This window comes from Ruegeria sp. (assembly GCF_028066395.1).
Lineage (GTDB): Bacteria > Pseudomonadota > Alphaproteobacteria > Rhodobacterales > Rhodobacteraceae > Ruegeria.
Genome location: NZ_JALCBM010000001.1, coordinates 104,156 through 121,122, shown reverse-complemented (window position 1 = coordinate 121,122; position 16,967 = coordinate 104,156). Strand labels below are relative to the sequence as shown.

The window sequence follows — 16,967 nt, the reverse complement described above, 5'->3', positions numbered from 1 at the left end:
GGGGCGTCGGTGGCGATCAGGAAATCGTCCAGCTTGCCATCAACCATCAGGGCCGCAGCTTCGCGGCCTTGGATATGGTCCAGAACGATGGTGCGACCCTTCATGATGCCTCGCGATACAAAGGATAGCCGATGCCTTGCAGCAGGGCGGCGGTTTCCGACAGGGGCAAGCCGACGATACCGGTGAACGAGCCCGAAATCCACGGGATGAAGGCACCTGCAGGGCCTTGGATGGCATAGGCACCGGCCTTGCCCTGCCAGTCACCGGTGGCCAGATAGGCGTTGATTTCCACATCCGACAGGCGCTTGACCTTGACCTGGGAAACCACGTCCCGTTGCAGCACCCGATCCCCGCGTCGGACCGCGACCGAGGTGATCACCCGGTGACGCCGACCCGACAGCGCATGCAGAAACTCCGCCGCCTGTCCGGCGTTTTCCGGTTTGCCCAGAATGCGACGGCCCAGTGCCACAGTGGTATCTGCGCAAAGGGTAACATCGTCTCTATCCGCCTGAACCGCCTGCACTTTTTCCCGCGTGATGCGGCTGCAATAGGGGACCGGCAGTTCGCCTTTCAGGGGCGTTTCATCGATGTCAGGGGCGCGGATGGCATCGGGCTGCACGCCAAGCTGCGCCAGCAGGTCCAGCCGCCTTGGGCTGCCCGATCCGAGGATAAACGCCATGTGGCTGGCGTTACTTGAAGCGATAGTTGATCCGACCCTTGGTCAGATCATAAGGGGTCATCTCGACCTGAACCTTGTCGCCGGCCAGAACACGGATGCGGTTCTTGCGCATCTTGCCTGCCGTATGTGCGATGATCTCATGGCCGTTTTCCAGCTCGACCCGAAACGTCGCATTGGGCAGGAGTTCCTTCACGACACCGGGAAATTCGAGCGTATCTTCCTTGGCCATGTTGTCTCCATCATTACGTTGCACCTGCAGAATCCGCAGGATGCGCTTAAATGAGCCTATTTCGGCCCTATTTCAAGGGCGGAATCGCCTAAAGAGGGCACATTGTGACCGAATTGGCTCGGGGTTTTTGCTCGGCCCAATGGGTGCGGTTCAGCACGCGACCGTCGGCGCGGACATGGGCGATGGCGGCGGGGTCGACCTCGGCATAGGTCCAGCCGGGTTGGTTCAGTACGCCTTCGGCCAGCACCCCGGTCTGAGGGAACCCGATATCAGGCGGGCCAAAGATGCCGCCCATGCCGGTGTTCATATCCACCGCCTCGGACCAGTCATTGTTGCCGACCAGAGAGGCCATGACCGTCACGCATTGGTTTTCCAGCGCGCGCGACATCGCCCCGATCCGCACGCGCCAATAGCCGGACAGAGCCTCGGTACAGGATGGCACGAGGATCAGGTCGGCCTCTTGCAGGGCGCGTCCCAGCAGAGGAAATTCGCTGTCATAGCAGATCAATACGCCGATCTTGCCCAGTGCGGTGTCGAACAGTTTCAGCGGCCCGCCCGGTGCGATCCCCCAGGGGTCACGTTCGAACCGGGTCATGATCTGCTTGTCCTGATGGTCCTGCGCCCCGTCCGGTGCATAGAAAGCGGCCCGGTTCACCGGTCGTCCCGGCCCATCCACAACCGGGGCAGAGGCACCCAGAATGTAAACCCCATATTCCTGCGCCAGACGGGTGTGCAGGGCTTGCGCATCCTGCATCCAGTCCGACACGGCCTGAATCGAACGCTCCAGATCCCCGGCCACTGCGGCGCCGTCCAGCGTCGACAATTCCATCGCGCCGTATTCGGGGAAGACCAGCAGTTCTGCCCCATGCCCCGCTGCCTCTGACACCCAGGCGGCCAGCTTGTCTTCGTACTGTGCCCAACTGTCGAGCCAATCGAGGGGGTAGGCGGCGGTTGCGATTTTCATGGCATTCATCCAAAGCTTCAAATTTTCAGGACCACCATACGGCGACTGTCATTTATGCGCGTTGAAGGCTTGTTCACAAGGGAGTGCTGTCTACTGGATGCTGTCCAGCATGGGGGTCGGAATCCCTGAAAAAGGCGGCGGATTCTGCAACAAAGCTGGACCGCGACCTGCAATTGATCAGGCATTTTGGCCATGAAGGCCAAAATAAGGTCAAGAAATTACCCCAATCCGAATGGTTTTTCATCCTTTTTGCCGCTGTTTTGTCCCACTCGGGACCTAGGCTGACACCGTTAAACAGATCAATGCGGGTATCAGTTATGAAACATTCCACCCCCGGTCAGGATTGGTTCCAAAGCACGCTGGAAATCCAGGCGCTGAAGCAGGCGACGATGAGCGTTCTGGTTGTCGATGACGAGCCGGGCATTCTGGACCTGCTGCAAACAGCCCTGCCTGAGTTTGAAAACTGTCACGTGTCGGTGGCTGACTCGGCTGCGACTGCACTGAAGCAGATCAAAGACGCCGAGACCCCGTTTGACTGCCTGCTTCTGGACATTCAGATGCCCGAAACCAATGGGTTGGAACTGCTTCGCCATGTTCGGACCATCCCGGGCTATGCGGAAACGCCTGCGATCATGCTGACCGCGATGAACGATCGGCAGCATGTGGAAGAGGCCTTTCTGGAAGGCGCATTCGATTATGTCACCAAACCGTTTGACCTGTTCGAACTGCGCAGCCGCATGAATGCCGCCCATTTGCTGATGATGGAGCGGATCAGAACGCAGACCTCTTCGGCATCGATCAGGACCCTGCGCGAAGAACTGGATTTCAGCCAGCAATTCAATTTCGAAGACCCGCTGTCAATCGACGGGCTGGAAAGATGTTTGCGGTATGTTGAATTCGACAATTACGTTCAGCAGCTGTCCCGGGGACGTCTTTTTGACAGCTGGGTCAGTGCGGTCAAACTTCAGGACGCTGATTATCGGTTTGATCTGAATGATTTCAGCGGCTTTCGCCGGGTGATTTCGGATATCGGATACTGCATCGAAAATACGTCGCGGGATGCCGGTGCGGTGTTCTCGTACCGGGGTGGTGGGATTTTTCTGGTGGTCACCCACGGGCGGGACCACACCGACATGCTTCCGTCAGAAGAAGTTCTGAGCCGGAAACTGGGCATGGTCCTCAGCGCGCGTGGCGCGTCACCTCATCTGCGCACGGTGATGAGCGTGCCTGTCTCCATGCGGGCGCTGTCCAAAACCGGTGCCGGTGCTGCGCTGAATGCGGCGGTCGAGCATGTGAACCATCGCGAGCTGGAGCTGAGAAAAGGCACGACCCCACAGGTTTACACCGGTTCTGATTTCGAAGCCGAGCAACGGCGCAAAGCCAGCCCAAGGCTGTTTGAAACAGTCATGCGTGAGCTTTACGGCGACAAAACCTACTTCGCCCGCAGATAGCGGCGGGTCAGGTTGTCTCAAACCGCTTCGGCGTTCAGGACAAGCGGGCCGCTGGTGCGCATGGTGAAGGTCAGCACCGGTTCGGGCATTTCGGTATCCGTGAATGAGAAATTCACGCGACGCAGGACGGATGCCATCAGCACCATGATCTCGGTCTCGGCATATTGTGCGCCGATGCAGATTCTGGGGCCGTCGCCGAAGGGGATGTATTGCCCCCGCGGGATCGGCGCGCCCATGAACCGTTCGGGCCGGTACTGATTGGGCGCCTCCCACAACTGATCGTTTCGGTGCAGGGAGTAGACCGGATAAAACAGCGCATCGCCCTTTTCGATCTGTATCCCCTTGATCTCGACACTATCCGCCGCATCCCGGGCAAAAAACGCGGCCGAGGGGTAAAGGCGCAGGGTTTCCTTGATATGCGCGCGCAGCAGCGGCATCTTCTCAAGATGCTCGAATTCTATCGGATTGTCCTGGCTGACTGACAGGATTTCGGCTCGGATGCGGTTTTGCATGTCCGGGTTCAGCGCCAGCAGGTAATAGCCCCAGGCCAGCGCGTTGGCCGAGGTCTCGTGCCCCGCAACAACAAAGGTCAGCAGGTTGTCGACCGTGGTTTCCAGATCCTCGAAATCCGTTTTCAGGGCCTCGATCATCAGGTCCAGAAAATCGCGCGGCTCGGCGCGGTCTTCCGCGCGGCGCTGTTCGATCACAGTCCGGGCCAGATCGCGCATCGTGGTGACCGGAGCCTTGCTGCGCAGCCATTTCTTGCGCGGCAGCCATTTGGGCAGGCCCATCAGGTCGAACAGGGACAGATCCGAGATGTAGTTGAAATAGGCGATCAGCCCGACGCGTATTTGTTCGGCGCTGACCTCTTCATTGCCCGAAAAGATCACCCGCGAGATATTCGTCAATGTGGAGGCCGGGGCCACCTGCGCGACATCAACCGGACCTTCGTTTTCGGCCAGCGACTCCGCAACCTCAATGCCCGTTTTGGCAAAATGCCGGGCCAGCACCGGCAGGTTTCGGGCTGCGAACAGGGGCGAGTACCTGCGCCTTTGCTGACGCCACTTGTCCCCTTCGGACAGGATCAGGCCGTTGCCCACCGCCGATCCGATGATGTCCTTGGTGAACTTCGCCTTGGGAAAAGACCGGCCTTGACCCACCAGCAACTCGGTAATCATCTCCGGGTCACAGATATAATGGATGTTCAGCGGGCCGCGCACATAGGTTTGGCGCATGGTTTCAACCGGAATGACTTCGAGCATGTTCCGACCGGCCGAGCGTGCAAATTGCAGCAGGTTCACGGGCCCCTCGGCAAGCCGGGCCGACACCGGGGTGACGTCGAATTGTTTCACATCCGTCCTTCCTAAAGCGGTCAAGTCACGATCCCCCTGCGCTGTCTTGCTGCCTTGTCTGAGCATTTAGGTGGAAAACACGCAAAAAAGCAACGAGATCATTGCTTTGCATTCACAGGTTTTCGCAATAACCCAATGAAAACCACGTGACTCAAGCCCTGCAAACCACATTCGCCATGTAACAATCCAGGGGCGCGGTTTGGATTATTGCCAAACTGTGAACCCAATTCCGACCAACTCCGTCCTCATTGTTTCGATAATGACGCCTTAAGAGGGCGAGACATGAAGACAATGGGATGACGGTCAGCGACGCGATACAGCCGGACCGGGGGGCCGACATACCCGAAGACCGGCTGCTGCAGAACATCAAGGATTACACTGCCATGAGCTTTGCGCTGCTCTGGCAGCGACAGGCGATTTTTCTGGCCACAACGATTCTGACAGCGTTTTTCTATGACCCGATCAACGCCCTGTTGTTCTATGGCACCATTCTTATGTGCGAGGCGCAGGACCTGATCCTTGCCCGTCGCGTACCGCGTCTGAGGCCGGATCAGCGCAAGGCCATTGCCATGATGGTCATCTGGATATTGCTGAACACGATCCTCAGTTCCGCTGCGATCTGTCTTTATGCGGTCTCGGTCGCCGTCAAACAGCCCTCGGGCGAACATTTCACCCCGCTGTTTTTCCTGTTTGCGGCCGCGCTGTTTGCGGCGATGAACAACCATCAGTTCGTCTGGGCGATGATCGTCCGTCTGGCGATGTATGGCGTGTCCTTCATGGTGATCGTGGTCAAGGATATCTGGATCGAACAGCCCGACCTGTCATCCGAGCTTTGGTTGCATTTCTTCACCGTCGTCTTCGTGATGTATTTTCTGATCGATTGCTCGCTGGTGTTTCTCAAGCTGTATCGCAGAAATCTGGAACAGCTCGAAAAGCTGCGGGAAGAGCATGAGCGCACCAAGGCGGCCTATATCGCCAAGACACAGTTCATCTCGACCGTCAGCCATGAACTGCGCACCCCTCTGACCTCGATCAAGGGGTCGCTGGACCTGATCAACTCGGGCGCTTTGGGCGAGGTTCCGGAAAACATGCAGAATCTGGTCCATCTGGCCACCAAGAATAGCGAACGACTGGCGTCCCTGATCAATGACGTTCTGGACATTCAAAAGATGGAAGCGGGTGAGATGAATTACCGCGAGGGCACGATCGACGTGCATGCCCTAATCCGCGAGGCCATCGCCTGCAACCTGGGATATGCCAGCGCCCATAATGTGGAATATCAAGAGGATATTCGTGACAAGAATGCCTTGTATGTAAAAGGCGACGCATCCCGTCTGCTTCAGGTCCTCAGCAACATGATGTCGAATGCGGCCAAGTTTTCCTTTGACGGCGGCACGGTTGTCGTTGGGTGTCGGAAAGATGGTTCTCGTGTCCGGATATTCGTCAAGGACCAGGGCATCGGCATCCCGCAAGACAGCAAGGACAAGGTGTTCGACCGCTTTTCGCAGATCGATTCATCCGATGAACGCCACGCGGGCGGCACCGGTCTTGGGATGAGCATTTCCCGAGAGATCGTGGAGCATTTCGGCGGCACCATTGATTATGAGAGCACGCTTGGCAAAGGCACCGAGTTCTTCATTGAACTCCCCCTGACCAAAAAACGCGTGAATGGCGCTGCCGGGCGGGCGTATTTCCGAAAGACCGACAAGGCCCCGCAAGATCTGCGCCCCTGAATGGGGTGTCGTGAACCCACTTTGTTTTAGCGGGCGGTGTCCTGCCGAACAGAAAGAGAGAGCTGATCTCTTTATTTTTGGATGTTGAACAGAACCGACTGGCTTACGGTGCCTTCGATCGAGAATTTTGCACCGACCGGAGTCGCCCCAACCCCAAGCCTGCGGGACCATCGGGCCCAGATCGAGGGGACAATCCCGAGGATGCTGGTTGCTCCGCCCTCTTTTGCCGTGACCGTCATGCGGTGAAACAACTTTTGCTGGACCGCAAGCCTGCGCGCGGATGAGACGTTGTCCGTGACAAAAAAGCGGGAAGCTTCCCAGATGCGCGGTTTGACCGGGGCTTCGAAGAACAGGATGTCGGTTGGCAACCCGCCCAGGATGCCCCTTTGCGCGTCCCGTAGCATGTAGCTGTAGATCCCGCAGGTCGCGGTGCTGGGCAAAAGCCGCACGCCGCCAAGCACCTCACCAAATTCATGCAGGACAACCCATTGGCATGCGGGGGTGTCGTACTGGTCGAATTCCATCCCGTCGACCTGACCAACCTGCCATTTCAGCCGGTCGATGAAAATCGCCTTACGGGTTTCAAGATATTTGGCCAGCAGCGTTCCGTGTTCATGAATGTTGCGAAAATTCATTGTCGTTGCGCGGATATTGCCAAGCTCGTCCTCAAGCGCTGACGCGTTTCGCTTGGGCGTAAACAATTTGTGGTGCGCCAAAGGCTTCGGCGCAATCCTTATGTTATTCGCTGGCTGCAAGTCCGAAAACGTATTCGGTTCAAGGTACGCCTGCTCATACCCGAGTGATCTGTCCATATTTTCCCCACAAACTTGACACACTTATGACAAGATTAAACCCGCCCTGTCTACAACCTAATAACGTAATCCTGAGAATTTTTGGGTTGGTGTGACCGATTCTCCCCCTCTTATGCGGGCGAGGCCAAGGGGCAGGGCGGCCATTGCAGGTTCTCTGATCCCTTTTTTTCTTGGGTGCACGATTTGAAAGGCACGCTCTGCCACCAACGCGTTGAAAGGTTTTGGCTTTCATCGGAATTTTTCTGCTCTTTATTCGGGTCGGCAGGTTTCCTGCGGTGTTGCGAATCGCCCGGAAAAGGCGCGGGGGATAGGCGGGAATCGCCCCGGTCATCGTAAGTGGGTCCGTCATAAATCAGGGCTCGGGGCGGGTGAGCTCTGTCAGAAAGCAAGAGGGGTTCACAATTTCATGTGTAGACATAAGGGCGCCCTTCCAACGCCACCCTTTTGCCATTTTTATCCGACACCTTGCCAAAACCCTGAGAGTTGTGCGCGCCGTTCAGCTGTCGCTTTTGTCTGCAAGGCCAGCGGTTGGTGCGGTGCTAAATGTTGGTGAACAGTTATGCGTATACTTGCCGTAGATGACGACCCGAGCATTCTGGAATTGCTTACAAGTGTTCTGACCGCGTTCGGATACAAGGATGTGGTAACAGCCCGAAGCGGCCAGGAGGCGCTTCAGATCCTGTCAGAGCCCAAGCAGGCTTTTGATTGTCTGCTTCTGGATGTGCAGATGCCGCAGATGAACGGCATCGCCTTGTGCGAAGAGGCCCGGAAAATTCCCGGTTACAAGTTCACCCCGATCATCATGGTGACGGCCATGGTGCAGAAGCAGTATATCGACGAGGCTTTCGATGTCGGGGCGACGGACTATGTCACAAAACCGTTCGAGTTTTCCGACCTCCAGCAACGGTTGTCCGACGCCTACCGGATGGCGGCAGAGCGCCGGGCCGCGATTGAGGTGCTGGAAGCCGACATGTATGCCCAGACGGATTCGGAATTCAATCCGGACCTGCGCCTGAGCGATCCGCTGTATTTCGGAGATTTGCCCGGATGTATCGGGCTGGCCGAGTTCGAAAACTACGTTATTCAGCTGTCGACAATGCATTCCACGGTGTCGAAAATTGTCGCGGTCAAGGTTGCGGATGCCGAGCAGATTTTCAACGCAAGCACCGCCAGCGCGTTCCGTGAAACCATGGCTTCGGCGGGGACGGCGCTTTTGTCCAAAACCCAGAAGGGCCGGAATTTCGCGACCTATTGGGGCAATGGGGTGTACCTGCTGATCCTCGACAATCAAAAAGGAATGGGGGCAGAGCAACTGAAAACGCTGTTGTCCGACATGCCGGTTGAGGTTGAAAGCTGCGCGCGGGATAACCACTCGATTTCATATCAGGTCGGGGAGGATGTCGCCCTCAAGGCCACATCGAAAATGGAAGCGCTGTTTTTGATCGACAAAGCGGTTGAGCTTGCCGAGCTGGGCAACACGCAAATGGCAAGGTTCGCTTAAGCACCTGCAAGTGCTGGCAGGGGGGACCTCTGCCGCAAGAACTTCAGCCCGGCGACCAACGATGGATGGTCGCCGAAAGGCTTTGGACTTGGCCGCAAAAGCCACCCCGCCCAAAGATTTGGCCCGTATCAGCTCAAGTCTTCGACCCGCGCATCCGGTGCGTTGCGCTTGACCGAGTCGATGCCGTTATCCCGGCCCGAGGTGCTGGTATAGCTTTCGCTGGTGCCGATCACCTGACCATTGCTGGCCTTGAGGTTGAACATATGCCCGCCGGATTTGGTTTCCTTGCGTTCATACCGGTCGTCATTCGGTGAATTCGTCTTGACCGAGGCGATGCCGTTTTCCGCGCTGGCCTTTTGCACATAGCCTTCGCTGGCCAGAATGATCTCGCCATTTCCCGCTTTCAGCCGGAACCGATACTCGCCCGCCTTGTCCTTATAGAGTTCGAATTTGCCAGCCATGTGGTCTACCTCCTTATTGTTGAACTAAAAAACCACCCTGACGTTGCGATTTTTACCGTTCGGTCACAAGGTAAAAGTTCTGGCGGCGTGATCGACAGGCGTATCCGCCGCCGCCCACCCCGGCGGCAGATGGCTGTTTTTCCCGGTCATCTTTTCAAGACGCTGGCCTGAACGCGAATTTCGCTGTAGACTCGCAAACAGATCCCGAAAACGGGACGTTAACGAGGCAGATAGTGGCGGTATCTCATGACTGAGATGGTGTATGGCGCGGTCCAGAACCAGCGCGGTGAACCGATTCTTCCGAAATGGTGGCGAACGATTGATCGTTGGACGATGTCCTGCGTGCTGATCCTGTTTGTCATCGGGCTTTTGCTGGGGCTGGCCTCGTCGCCGCCGCTGGCCGGGCGCAACGGGTTCGATCCGTTCCACTATGTCGAACGGCAAGCGGTGTTCGGCGGATTGGCGCTGATTGCGATGCTGCTGACATCGATGATGTCGCCGACGCTGGTGCGGCGGCTGGCGGTGCTGGGTTTTCTCGGGGCCTTTGTGGCGCTGGCTTTTCTGCCGGTCTTCGGCACCGATTTCGGCAAGGGCGCGGTGCGGTGGTACTCGCTGGGCTTCGCCTCGCTGCAACCGTCCGAGTTTTTGAAGCCGGGCTTTGTCGTGGTCGCGGCATGGCTGCTGGCGGCCTCTCAGCAGATCAACGGCCCGCCGGGTCGGCTGTGGTCCTTTGCATTGTGCATGGCCATTGTTGCCATGCTGGTGATGCAACCCGATTTCGGTCAGGCCTGCCTGATCCTGTTCGGCTGGGGCGTGATGTATTTCGTGGCAGGCGCACCGATGCTGTTGCTGGTCGGCATGGCCGGGTTTGTCGTACTGGGCGGTATGTTCGCCTATTCGAACTCGGAACATTTCGCGCGCCGCATCGATGGGTTTCTGAATCAAGAGGTCGATCCGACCACCCAGCTGGGCTATGCTACCAACGCCATTCGCGAGGGCGGTCTGTTCGGTGTCGGCGTGGGTGAGGGGCAGGTGAAATGGTCTCTGCCCGATGCCCATACCGATTTCATCATCGCCGTGGCGGCCGAGGAATACGGGCTGATCCTGGTGCTGATCATCATCGCGCTTTACTCGATCATCGTTGTGCGATCATTGCTGCGACTGATGCGGGAGCGCGACATGTTCATCCGTCTGGCGGGCACCGGTCTGGCCTGCATGTTCGGTGTGCAGGCGATGATCAACATGGGCGTTGCTGTGCGTCTGCTGCCCGCCAAGGGCATGACGCTGCCCTTCGTCAGCTATGGCGGCTCGTCCCTGATCGCAGGCGGCATCGCAGTGGGCATGTTGCTGGCCTTCACCCGCTCTCGCCCGCAGGGTGAGTTGGGCGACATTCTGCGCGGACGAGGTTGATGAGCACACCCTATTTGTTGATTGCGGCAGGCGGCACCGGGGGTCACATGTTCCCCGCGCAGGCGCTGGCCGAGGCGATGCTGAACAAAGGCTGGCGCGTGCGCTTGTCCACTGACGCGCGGGGTGCGCGCTATACCGGCGGGTTCCCGCATTCGACCGAGATCACGCAGGTCTCCTCGGCCACCTTCGCGCGCGGTGGGTTGGCGGCCAAGGCGATGGCGGGGCCCAAGATTGCGGGCGGCGTCACCAGCATGGCGATGCAGATGATGCGCGACAGGCCGGATGTGGTGGTGGGCTTCGGTGGCTACCCCTCGATCCCGGCGTTGGGCGCGGCGACGTTGTTGAAAATCCCGCGTATGATCCACGAACAGAACGGGGTGCTGGGCCGGGTGAACCAACTGTTCGCCACACGCGTGGCACAGGTGGCCTGTGGTGTCTGGCCGACCGACCTGCCAGACGGGGCCAAGGGCATCCATACCGGCAACCCGGTCCGAGCTGCTGTGCTGGACCGCGCGGCGGCCCCCTTTATTCCCCCCGGCGATTACCCGATGTCCATTCTGGTGATGGGCGGCTCGCAAGGGGCGCGCATCCTCAGCGATGTGGTGCCCGGAGCCATCGCCGCTTTGCCTGACGAGATGCGCAACCATATCCGCGTGGCCCATCAGGCCCGCGATGAGGATGGCGAACGCGTCTCGGCCTTCTACGCCGATCACGGCATTCGGGCCGAGGTTAAACCCTTTTTTCAGGACGTCCCGCGCCGCATGTCCGACGCGCAGTTGGTGATCAGTCGGTCGGGCGCATCCAGCGTCGCCGATATCTCGGTCATTGGGCGGCCCTCGATCCTGATCCCGTTTGCGGCGGCGGCGGGTGATCACCAGACCGCCAATGCACGCGGGTTGGTGCAGGCGGGCGGGGCGATCATGATCCCCGAAAAGGCGCTTGACGTTGCCGCGCTGACACAGCAAATCACCGCAGTTCTAACCAACCCCGAAGCCGCACAGAAAATGGCCCATGCCGCGCTGTCGACCGGCGCCCCCGACGCGACCGAGCGTCTGGTGGCCCTTGTCGAAAACCTGGCGCAGAAGGAGACCACATGAATCCAGCAACCAAACTGCCGCAGGACGTCGGGCCGATCCACTTTGTGGGCATCGGCGGTATTGGCATGTCGGGCATCGCCGAGGTGCTGTTGAACCTTGGCTATCAGGTGCAGGGCTCGGACCTGAAAGCGTCCAAGATCACCGATCGTCTGGCCGCGTTGGGGGCCGAGATTTTCGAAGGCCAGCGCGCCGAGAACCTGCAGAATGCCGCCGTTGTTGTCGTCTCGACCGCGATCAAACCGGGCAATCCGGAACTGGATGAGGCGCGCGCGCAGGGCCTGCCGGTGGTCCGCCGCGCCGATATGCTGGCCGAACTGATGCGGCTGAAATCCAACATCGCTATCGCCGGAACCCACGGCAAAACCACCACGACCACGATGATGGCCGAACTGATGGTGGCGGGCGATTTCGATCCGACCGTGATCAATGGCGGTATCATCCATGCCTATGGTTCGAACGCACGCATGGGGCAGGGTGAGTGGATGGTGGTCGAGGCCGACGAATCCGACGGCTCGTTCAACCGTCTGCCCGCGACCATCGCCATCGTCACCAATATCGACCCCGAGCATATGGAGCATTGGGGCGATTTCGACCTGCTGCGCGCCGGGTTTCATGAGTTCGTCTCGAACATCCCGTTCTATGGCCTTGCCGTCTGCTGCACCGACCATGCCGAGGTGCAGGCGCTGGTCGGTCGCATCACCGACCGCCGCGTGCGCACCTATGGGTTCAACGCGCAAGCGGATGTGCGGGCGGTGAACCTGACCTACAAGGGCGGCATCGCGCATTTCGACATTCACCTGCAATACGAGGACAAGGTGATCGAGGGCTGCACCCTGCCGATGCCGGGGGATCATAACGTCTCGAACGCGTTGTCGGCAGTGGCCGTTGCCCGTCATCTGGGGATGAAAGCGGCTGAAATCCGCGACGCGCTGGCCAATTTCGGCGGCGTAAACCGTCGTTTCACCAAAGTGGGTGAGATCGACGGCGTCACCATCATCGACGATTACGGCCACCACCCGGTCGAGATCACTGCGGTGCTGAAAGCCGCAAGGCAAGCGACCGAAGGCCGCGTCATCGCCGTGCACCAGCCGCACCGCTATTCGCGTCTGTCGAACCTGTTCGACGATTTCTGCACCTGCTTCAACGACGCGGATGTCGTCGCCATCGCCGATGTCTTCGCTGCCGGAGAGGACCCGATCCCCGGTGCCACCCGCGACGATCTGGTCCAGGGCCTCATCCGCCACGGCCACCGCCACGCCCGTGCGATACTGGATGAGGGCGATCTTGAGCGTCTGGTCCGCGAACAGGCCCGCCCCGGCGATATGGTCGTCTGTCTGGGCGCCGGTACGATCAGTGCCTGGGCCAATGGACTGCCCGAGAGATTGCAAAGAAAACAAGCCGTTTGACCGCCGGGCGTATTTGGCACACAACCTGAAAGTGTGGTAAGCTGTCGCCTGCCGCCGCGCGTCCTACGGAGGGACGAATGGACTATTCGATGATCTTCGCCGTGCTCTGGGTGCTGTGCGCCACGGTTGTGGCTTTGCTGCCGATGCGGATGCAATTCCCTCCGGGCATCGTATTGCTGATCTGCGCGCCGGTCTTGATCGTGTGGCTGGGCTATGATTACGGCTGGTTCTGGTCGCTGGTGGGCTTTGCCGGTTTCGCCTCGATGTTCCGCAATCCGATCCGCTATTACTGGCGCAAATGGGTGCGGGGGGAGGTTGCGGAATGAGCTGGTCCATCGTCCTCGCCGGTCTTTGGGGGGTTGCTGCGAATGTGCTTGCGATGATCCCCAGCAAAGACAACCACTGGACCCGCGCCTATATCCTGATCGCCGTGGGCGTGCCCATTCTGGGCTATGTCACTTATGAAAACGGCCCGTGGATCGGGCTGATTGTTCTGGTCGCGGGCATGTCTGTGTTGCGCTGGCCGGTGATCTATCTGGGGCGGTGGTTGCGGCGAGTGGGGCGCAACCCCTGATGACCGCGGCGTTGATTGCGTTTGGTTTCATCGCCGTTTTTTCATTTCTTATTGCGGCCGCTATCACCCATTTCCTTACCCGCAGCGGTTTCGTTTGGTCTGTCGCGTGCGTGATTATCGGGGCGACTTTGTTAATCGCGCTTTTCTTCTCCTCCAAAACTCAGGGGGCGCCTGACGGTGGCGATTACCTCCGCTTCATCCTACTTTGGGTTTTGGCTGTTCCGGCCCTGTCAGGGGCCGTGCTGGGTGGAATGGCTGGAGCAATAAGACGGGCGCGCCTTAGTCGTTGATCTTTGTTTGTTGCGTGGATGACATCCCTGATCGACGGTTATAGAAGGGGGCCATGACACCTCCTCTTCCCGTTCGTGGCAAACTTACAGAACAAAAATCCCTCAATGACCTCACGTGGCTGCGTGTTGGCGGTCCGGCGGATTATCTGTTTCAGCCCGCCGATGTTGAAGACCTGCAGGAATTTCTGCGCAATCTCCCCGCTGAGACTCCGGTCTTCCCAATGGGCGTCGGATCAAACCTGATCGTGCGCGACGGCGGCTTGCGGGCGGTGGTGATCCGGTTGGGCCGGGGCTTCAACGGGATCGATATCGAAGGCAACACCGTCACCGCAGGTGCCGCTGCGCTGGATGCGCATGTGGCGCGTAAGGCGGCGGATGCGGGGGTTGATCTGACCTTTCTGCGCACCATTCCCGGCTCGATTGGCGGGGCGGTGCGGATGAATGCAGGCTGTTACGGCAGCTACACGGCGGATGTGCTGCAAAAGGCCACCATCGTCACACGGGCCGGAAAGGTCATGGACCTGACCCCCGAAGACCTGAATTTCCGCTATCGTCAGACCGACCTGCCCGAAGGTGCCGTGCTGGTCTCGGCCACGTTCAGCGGCCCCTCGGGCGAGCCTGCCGAATTGCACGCCCGCATGCAGGCGCAGCTCAGGAAACGGGACGAGACGCAACCCACTAAAGACCGCAGCGCTGGATCAACCTTCCGCAATCCGGCCGGGTTTTCCTCGACCGGGCGGACGGATGACGTGCATGACCTCAAGGCGTGGAAGGTGATCGACGATGCGGGCATGCGCGGTGCCATCAAGGGTGGCGCGCAGATGAGCCCGAAGCATTCGAACTTCCTGATCAACACCGGCACTGCCACCGCCGCCGACCTTGAAGGGCTGGGCGAGGACGTGCGAAAAAAGGTTTACGAAACAAGCGGCATCACGCTAGAGTGGGAAATCATGCGGGTCGGTGATCCGCTGACAGAATAAAGCCCGGCCGTCAGACCACAATCAGGCAAATTCAGGCGACGGATCAAAGGCATAAACGCAGTACGGACCACCACATAAGGTCCGGGGACATTGAGGCGCACATTGGGTATGTCGAGCAGGACAAACCCCAAAGTGGCGGTATTGATGGGTGGCCCCTCGGCGGAACGCGAGGTGTCTCTCAGCTCTGGGCGCGAATGCGCAGCCGCCCTGAAGGGAGAAGGCTTTGAAGTGGTCGAACTGGACGCAGGTCCCGACCTCTATGCACGCCTTCAACAGGTCAAACCGGATGTTGTATTCAACGCCCTGCATGGTCGCTGGGGCGAGGATGGCTGTGTGCAGGGCCTGTTGGAATGGATGCGCATTCCCTATACGCATTCCGGCGTGCTGGCCTCGGCCCTTGCGATGGACAAGCAGCGCAGCAAAGAGGTGTATGAGGCCGTTGGCCTGCCAGTGGTGCCCAGTCTGATCGTGCCCAAGGTTGAGGTGATCGAACTGCATGTGATGGAGCCGCCCTATGTGGCCAAGCCCAACAACGAAGGCTCCAGCGTTGGCATCTATATCGTACATGAAAACGCCAATGGCCCGCCGCAGTTGGACGAGGCCATGCCGGATGAGGTGATGGTCGAGAAATACATCGCCGGCCGCGAGTTGACCGTGACCGTGATGGGCGACCGCGCCCTGACCGTGACCGAGATTATGACCGATGGCGGCTGGTACGATTACGACGCCAAGTACAAACCCGGCGGATCGTGGCATGTGCTGCCCGCCGATCTGCCGCCCGACATTTTTGACCGCTGCATGGAGTACGCCGGGCGCGCGCATGAGGCGCTGGGCTGTCGCGGGGTTTCGCGCACCGATTTCCGCTGGGATGACAGCATGGGCGCGGATGGGCTGTTCCTGTTGGAAACCAACACGCAACCCGGCATGACCCCGACCTCGCTGGTGCCGGAACAGGCAGCGCATCTCGGCATGACGTTCGGCCAGCTTTGCGCCTGGATGGTGGAGGACGCCTCATGCGACCGCTGACCGCCACACGCGCGCCGGTGATCCATCGGACAAAACCGTTGGCCGGGCCCGATGCGGATTTTGCCTCGGCGGGCTCTGACGCGTCAAGGCCCGAGCCGAAACTGCGCCTGCGCGGTGTCAAACTGTTCGGTCGCGCCGCGCGGCAGGCGGACCCTGCGCCCTCGCGGCTGAGTTATCGGTTTCAGCGCTGGATGCTGACGCCCGGTATCCGGCGCGGGCTGAAGATTGGTCTGCCCGTGCTGGCCTGTGTGGCTGCTGTCGGCCTGTTTCTGGCCGCTGAGGATCGGCGCATGGCGCTGATGGCTTACGTGGCCGACATCAAGACCTCGATTCAGGAACGCCCCGAATTCATGGTCAACCTGATGGCCATCGACGGGGCCGGGACCAGCCTGTCCGAGGATATTCGTGAGGTCGTGCCGCTGGATTTCCCGCTTAGCTCCTGGGATCTGGATGTGGAACAGATCCGGGATACGATCACCGGGCTCGATCCGGTGAAATCCGCCACGGTGCGTATTCGTCCGGGCGGTATCCTGCAGGTGGATGTGGTGGAACGCCAGCCGGTGATCGTCTGGCGCACCCGTGGCGGGATCGAGCTGCTGGATGAAACCGGCGCGCATGTGGATCGTGTCGCCGCGCGTGGTGATCATGCGGGCCTGCCGTTGATCGCGGGCAAGGGGGCCGATCAGCACGTGCCCGAGGCGCTTGAGGTTCTGGCCACGGCCAGCAGTCTGGGCAACCGCGTCCGGGGCCTTGTGCGCATCGGCGAACGCCGCTGGGATCTGGTGCTGGATCGCGGCCAGCGCATCATGCTGCCGACTGACCGTCCGGTGCGCGCGTTGGAGCGTGTTCTGGCCGTGAACGAGGTGCAGGACCTGTTGGAACGCGACGTGGCCGTGGTGGATATGCGGCTGGGTCAGCGTCCGACAATCAGAATGAACGAAGCCGCCAGCGAAGCATGGTGGAATACAAAAGTGACAGTGGGTAACGGGCAATAACGACCAT

The 16,967-nt window shown here is 59.5% G+C and carries 18 protein-coding genes and 1 pseudogene; 12 read left to right on the top strand and 7 right to left on the bottom strand.

Going from position 1 to position 16,967, the window contains the following annotated elements; translation table 11 throughout:
- From MPJ51_RS00625 to MPJ51_RS00610, 4 genes and pseudogenes are all read right to left on the bottom strand, one after another.
- A pseudogene (locus MPJ51_RS00625) lies at nucleotides 1–104 on the bottom strand (ribonuclease G); the annotation flags it as partial.
- The gene (locus tag MPJ51_RS00620; RefSeq protein WP_298381055.1) at nucleotides 101–679 is read right to left on the bottom strand and encodes a Maf family protein; all 579 of its coding nucleotides are present in this window, start codon (nucleotides 677–679) and stop codon (nucleotides 101–103) included. The pseudogene MPJ51_RS00625 and the gene MPJ51_RS00620, both read right to left, overlap by 4 nt.
- Before the next feature lie 10 nt (nucleotides 680–689).
- Entirely contained in the window at nucleotides 690–908 is a 219-nt protein-coding gene (gene infA, locus MPJ51_RS00615; RefSeq protein ID WP_005978431.1) for a translation initiation factor IF-1, read from the bottom strand.
- A gap of 88 nt (nucleotides 909–996) precedes the next feature.
- A complete protein-coding gene (locus tag MPJ51_RS00610) occupies nucleotides 997–1,872 on the bottom strand; it encodes a carbon-nitrogen hydrolase family protein (protein WP_298381054.1) in 876 nt (291 codons plus the stop codon).
- A gap of 317 nt (nucleotides 1,873–2,189) precedes the next feature.
- Here MPJ51_RS00610 and MPJ51_RS00605 point away from each other — a divergent pair, with 317 nt between their 5' ends.
- Complete coding sequence (locus MPJ51_RS00605) at nucleotides 2,190–3,323, top strand: response regulator (protein ID WP_298381053.1); 1,134 nt, start codon at nucleotides 2,190–2,192, stop codon at nucleotides 3,321–3,323.
- A gap of 17 nt (nucleotides 3,324–3,340) precedes the next feature.
- On the opposite strand, the gene MPJ51_RS00600 is transcribed toward MPJ51_RS00605, so the two are convergent.
- Nucleotides 3,341–4,675: a cytochrome P450 gene (locus tag MPJ51_RS00600; RefSeq protein ID WP_298381052.1), complete on the bottom strand. Its 1,335-nt coding sequence runs from the start codon at nucleotides 4,673–4,675 to the stop codon at nucleotides 3,341–3,343.
- A 296-nt stretch (nucleotides 4,676–4,971) separates the two neighbouring features.
- Here MPJ51_RS00600 and MPJ51_RS00595 point away from each other — a divergent pair, with 296 nt between their 5' ends.
- On the top strand, nucleotides 4,972–6,408 hold the full coding sequence (locus tag MPJ51_RS00595; RefSeq protein ID WP_298381051.1) for a HAMP domain-containing sensor histidine kinase: 1,437 nt from the start codon (nucleotides 4,972–4,974) through the stop codon (nucleotides 6,406–6,408).
- 71 nt (nucleotides 6,409–6,479) lie between these two features.
- Here the strand turns inward: MPJ51_RS00595 and MPJ51_RS00590 are convergent, their stop codons facing one another.
- A complete protein-coding gene (locus MPJ51_RS00590; protein ID WP_298381050.1) occupies nucleotides 6,480–7,109 on the bottom strand; it encodes an acyl-homoserine-lactone synthase in 630 nt (209 codons plus the stop codon).
- A gap of 670 nt (nucleotides 7,110–7,779) precedes the next feature.
- Between MPJ51_RS00590 and MPJ51_RS00585 the strand changes: the two genes are divergently transcribed.
- Complete coding sequence (locus MPJ51_RS00585) at nucleotides 7,780–8,721, top strand: response regulator (protein WP_298381049.1); 942 nt, start codon at nucleotides 7,780–7,782, stop codon at nucleotides 8,719–8,721.
- Between the two features lie 128 nt (nucleotides 8,722–8,849).
- Here the strand turns inward: MPJ51_RS00585 and MPJ51_RS00580 are convergent, their stop codons facing one another.
- A complete protein-coding gene (locus MPJ51_RS00580) occupies nucleotides 8,850–9,182 on the bottom strand; it encodes a YegP family protein (RefSeq protein ID WP_298381048.1) in 333 nt (110 codons plus the stop codon).
- Nucleotides 9,183–9,428: 246 nt separating this feature from the next.
- Here MPJ51_RS00580 and ftsW point away from each other — a divergent pair, with 246 nt between their 5' ends.
- The 9 genes from ftsW (at nucleotide 9,429) to MPJ51_RS00535 (ending at nucleotide 16,960) form a co-directional block, all read left to right on the top strand.
- Complete coding sequence (gene ftsW / locus MPJ51_RS00575; RefSeq protein ID WP_298381047.1) at nucleotides 9,429–10,592, top strand: putative lipid II flippase FtsW; 1,164 nt, start codon at nucleotides 9,429–9,431, stop codon at nucleotides 10,590–10,592.
- On the top strand, nucleotides 10,592–11,689 hold the full coding sequence (locus MPJ51_RS00570) for a UDP-N-acetylglucosamine--N-acetylmuramyl-(pentapeptide) pyrophosphoryl-undecaprenol N-acetylglucosamine transferase (RefSeq protein WP_298381046.1): 1,098 nt from the start codon (nucleotides 10,592–10,594) through the stop codon (nucleotides 11,687–11,689). Before ftsW ends, MPJ51_RS00570 begins: the two co-directional genes overlap by 1 nt.
- On the top strand, nucleotides 11,686–13,095 hold the full coding sequence (murC, locus tag MPJ51_RS00565) for a UDP-N-acetylmuramate--L-alanine ligase (protein WP_298381045.1): 1,410 nt from the start codon (nucleotides 11,686–11,688) through the stop codon (nucleotides 13,093–13,095). The genes MPJ51_RS00570 and murC overlap by 4 nt, the downstream gene beginning before the upstream one ends.
- Nucleotides 13,096–13,172: 77 nt before the next feature.
- Nucleotides 13,173–13,421 carry a DUF2484 family protein gene (locus MPJ51_RS00560; protein WP_298381044.1) on the top strand — a complete coding sequence of 83 codons (249 nt, stop codon included), beginning with the start codon at nucleotides 13,173–13,175 and terminating at the stop codon, nucleotides 13,419–13,421.
- Entirely contained in the window at nucleotides 13,418–13,669 is a 252-nt protein-coding gene (locus MPJ51_RS00555) for a DUF2484 family protein (protein ID WP_298381043.1), read from the top strand. The genes MPJ51_RS00560 and MPJ51_RS00555 overlap by 4 nt, the downstream gene beginning before the upstream one ends.
- A complete protein-coding gene (locus tag MPJ51_RS00550) occupies nucleotides 13,669–13,959 on the top strand; it encodes a hypothetical protein (protein ID WP_298381042.1) in 291 nt (96 codons plus the stop codon). The genes MPJ51_RS00555 and MPJ51_RS00550 overlap by 1 nt, the downstream gene beginning before the upstream one ends.
- A gap of 53 nt (nucleotides 13,960–14,012) precedes the next feature.
- Nucleotides 14,013–14,939: a UDP-N-acetylmuramate dehydrogenase gene (gene murB, locus MPJ51_RS00545; protein ID WP_298381041.1), complete on the top strand. Its 927-nt coding sequence runs from the start codon at nucleotides 14,013–14,015 to the stop codon at nucleotides 14,937–14,939.
- Between the two features lie 102 nt (nucleotides 14,940–15,041).
- Nucleotides 15,042–15,965, top strand: a complete 924-nt coding sequence (locus MPJ51_RS00540; RefSeq protein ID WP_298381040.1) for a D-alanine--D-alanine ligase — start codon at nucleotides 15,042–15,044, stop codon at nucleotides 15,963–15,965.
- Nucleotides 15,953–16,960, top strand: coding sequence for a cell division protein FtsQ/DivIB (locus MPJ51_RS00535; RefSeq protein WP_298381039.1), 1,008 nt, complete (start codon nucleotides 15,953–15,955; stop codon nucleotides 16,958–16,960). Before MPJ51_RS00540 ends, MPJ51_RS00535 begins: the two co-directional genes overlap by 13 nt.
- Nucleotides 16,961–16,967 lie beyond the last annotated feature (7 nt).